Consider the following 3,304-nt stretch of genomic DNA (forward strand, 5'->3'; position numbering starts at 1 on the left):
TTCACCGTATCCAGGCGATCGCAGAGTGGAAAGTTGCAGCCGAAGCCATGGCCTGAGATCGATCCTCAAGGCAGAAGCATCCCACGCATCCGAATTCAAGTTAAGGTGACATCGCCTAATCTGTGCATGTTGAGGAAAGCTTCCCCTTCGGCCTTGGCAATAGACGAAGCCTCGCCGGTCTCCGGCGTCCGTGTGCGATGTCTGTCCCAAACACGGAAGACGGAGCGTTTGTCACCGAAGCCTTCTATGTTATGCAGGTGCTCAAGGGTAAAAGTTCGCGGGGAAGAGGGATGGAAGCCAAGGCTTCTATAAGATTATGCGAATTCAAAATTTGCCTTTCACCGACAGGCATCTCTTCCTTGAAACTCTATCCGGCGGTCCCATATCGCGCTCAAAACTGATACGAACAATGACATGCGCAATTTTCTCGAAACCAAGTTTGGACCGGCAGAACTCAATATCCTCCATACCGCGTTGGAAGAATGGTGCGAGATCAATTACATCTCACGACTCGACCCTGATCGGGAGATCGCTGCTGCAGTGTTGATCACGTTGTTTCGGGAAGGCCACTCGTCCGTCACAGATTTGCTTTGCGCAGCGGAGCGGCACAAGGGCCTCAAAGACCTCGCGCATAGCCCGAAGATGGCCGAACATTCCGTGTTCGACGAGCAGCCGCTGAGCGTCAAAGCTTGCTCAAGATGAATGGTGAGCGGCATTGGACTGTTCTCGAGCTCGCAATGATAACGCCGTATAGAATCTGGACGTCCAATGACGTCCAACCCCTGGGCTTATGAAGCATACTCGTGGCGGACTAAGATCTGTCCCCCGACAGAGAGGAAAGAGCAGTTTCGTTCGCGGGGTCTTGAGATTTGGATCGTGGAGAACGACGAATCAGGAGGTTTCGGCGAATACTGGCCCACTGCCATGTCCTGGCGGTCCCGCGTTGGCTTACTGGTAACCTCGCTTAACCCCAATGCATTGAATGCAGCCGATCACGACGTGCGGCGGACCGGATAGCGAAATGCGCCCCGCAAGGGCCCCACAGTGGAAAAATACTCTTTTCCCTTTTTTCCGCCTCGTCTTAGAAACGCGATTGGGATTAGATCTCGCTATCTGATTCACGAGTTCCGCCCTTTGCGTATCATATTCCTGCTCCTTGTTACCATTTCGGCGCTTTCCTCCTGCGCCCGTCCGGGACCCGAAACCCTGAAGGTGGTCGCACCTGTAAATCACGCGACGCGTGTTGCAATCCTCGTCGCGACTGACCGCGTTCCGGACAGTGACAAGAGCGGGGCCTATACTGCGGGGCGAGGTGATCGCTTGCGGTACTCCGAAGTGACCATCTCCATTCCGCCTACACATCAGCTATCGAAGATCGAGTGGCCTGTCTCCAAGCCCGATCCTCATACATCATTCGCGGTCATCGGCAGACGTGAACTGACAGCTAATGAATTCGCGAGGCTTGCGCGTGGGGTGTCCGTATCGCCTACCTACGGCCGTGCGGGTATCTTTGTACATGGCTACAATTACAGCCATCAGGAAGCGCTGTTCCGACTGGCGCAGATGGCGGCAGATTCGAAGGTCAAGGAAAGGGCCATTCTTTTCGATTGGCCATCGCAGGCAGAGGTAACGGGCTATGTCGCTGACAAGGATTCGGCCGCTTTCGCGCGGGACGACTTCGCGCAGGTCCTGTCAAATCTCTCGGCCGCCGGCGTGCGTCCCACGATTATGGCGCACAGCATGGGTGCGTGGCTGGCAGTCGAGTCGATCCGGCAATTGTCGCTCATGGGGAAGACGGAGGTTATTCACGCGATCGATCAGCTGGTTCTTGCGGCGCCTGACATCGACATCGACCTATTACGCAAACAATTGTCGGTCACTGACAGGCTTACTAAGCCAATTGTCGTACTGGCGTCGAAGGACGACATTGCACTGGCACTCTCCAAACGGCTCGCAGGATCCGCCGCGACAGCGGGCTCGCTGGATATCGATGATCCAAGAACGCGAGAACTCGCCATAGCGGAAAATCTCGATATCGTCGACATATCAAAGATCCCCTCGCTGAACGGCACCAACCATGATCGGTTTGCATCACTGGCAGCTGTCTATCCGCAGTTACGGCAAGGCTTCTCAAATCCTGTAGCGGGAACCGGTGCGGTCGTATTGAATGGAGTGGGCGGCGCGATCTCGGCGCCGTTCAGACTCGGGGGTGCAATCCTTGCTCAGTAATGTATTCTTCGCGGATCCGATCAATGGTATTCACGTTTACACCGACGGTTCATTCGACCCTCTAGCCGGTCGGGGAGGCTGGGCTTTTGTGGTCATGGAGGATGGCACGGAAATTCACGATGAACGCGGTCGCCAAACCGGGACAGGCAACAACGGGTTCGAGGTGCTTGCGATGATCAAGGCCCTTACATGGATCGAAACTACTGCGGCAGCCAGAGACGTTGTGCTGTGGACAGACTCTTTTCACGTCATGGAGGGTTGTCATCGTTGGCGAAAGATCTGGCGGACGAACGGTTGGAAGCGAATAAATGCCAACGTTCATGCTCGTCGCAGACGCATTCCGGACGCCGATCTTTGGCGGCAGCTCGATGCGTTACTCGAGCGCAATTCCATTGTCCACATCAAATGGTGCAAGGGACATGCTGCCACTCCCGGCAATGTGAGAGCTGACATTCTGGCGCGGGCCGTTGTAAAGGAACCTGCGTGGTCGTTTCCGACGGACCCAAAGGCTTACGATTTCAGCTGACGCAGCAGGAGAATTACGGGGTTGGCGGTTCGTATCGGTTCAAGAGCTTGATCGAGACTCATAGTCGATTTGAAAAATTTTGCCATCGACAGGTATCTTTAGCCTATCTAGGAGACCCGAATGGCGACGATGAATGTATCCCTGCCGGACCCCATGAAAGATCGGGTTGAAGCTCAAGCCAAGACCGGTAGGTACTCCAATGCGAGTGATTACGTCAGAGATTTGATACGCAGAGACCAAGCTCGTACGGACAAGGTTGCCGAGATGCAGCGCTTTGTCGACGACGGTATTGAAAGCGGCGTTGGAAGCCATTCGGCGGACGAGCTGTTTGCTGTAGCCACAGCGCGAGCAGAGATCAGTCGCGGACGCGACTGATGCCGTTCAGCCTATCGGTCCAAGCGGAAGAGGATATCATTTCCATCGCGGAAGAAGGCATCCGCGTTTTCGGTGCACTTGCTGCCAAACGGGCGATGTCACGGTAACGCCTTGTGAGGAGCGGTTGCGATAGACGCACGTGCATGACCATCTCGCCAGTCAGTTACAAGCGCC

The 3,304-nt window shown here is 55.1% G+C and carries 4 protein-coding genes and 1 pseudogene; all 5 read left to right on the forward strand.

Annotation, left to right across the window (positions count from 1 at the left end; genetic code table 11):
• Positions 1-414 precede the first annotated feature (414 nt).
• The gene (locus JZX87_RS30845) at positions 415-702 is read left to right on the forward strand and encodes a hypothetical protein (RefSeq protein WP_206829632.1); all 288 of its coding nucleotides are present in this window, start codon (positions 415-417) and stop codon (positions 700-702) included.
• A gap of 633 nt (positions 703-1,335) precedes the next feature.
• Positions 1,336-2,229, forward strand: a complete 894-nt coding sequence (locus tag JZX87_RS30850; RefSeq protein ID WP_206829633.1) for an alpha/beta hydrolase — start codon at positions 1,336-1,338, stop codon at positions 2,227-2,229.
• On the forward strand, positions 2,219-2,755 hold the full coding sequence (locus JZX87_RS30855) for a ribonuclease H family protein (protein ID WP_286195231.1): 537 nt from the start codon (positions 2,219-2,221) through the stop codon (positions 2,753-2,755). Before JZX87_RS30850 ends, JZX87_RS30855 begins: the two co-directional genes overlap by 11 nt.
• Positions 2,756-2,875: 120 nt before the next feature.
• Complete coding sequence (locus tag JZX87_RS30860; RefSeq protein WP_206829635.1) at positions 2,876-3,130, forward strand: type II toxin-antitoxin system ParD family antitoxin; 255 nt, start codon at positions 2,876-2,878, stop codon at positions 3,128-3,130.
• Positions 3,130-3,222 (forward strand): annotated as a pseudogene (locus JZX87_RS30865) (type II toxin-antitoxin system RelE/ParE family toxin); the annotation flags it as partial. The gene JZX87_RS30860 and the pseudogene JZX87_RS30865, both read left to right, overlap by 1 nt.
• Positions 3,223-3,304: the final 82 nt, after the last annotated feature.

Origin of the sequence: Agrobacterium sp. Ap1 (assembly GCF_017313375.1) — a bacterium.
Taxonomy (GTDB): domain Bacteria; phylum Pseudomonadota; class Alphaproteobacteria; order Rhizobiales; family Rhizobiaceae; genus Neorhizobium; species Neorhizobium cellulosilyticum.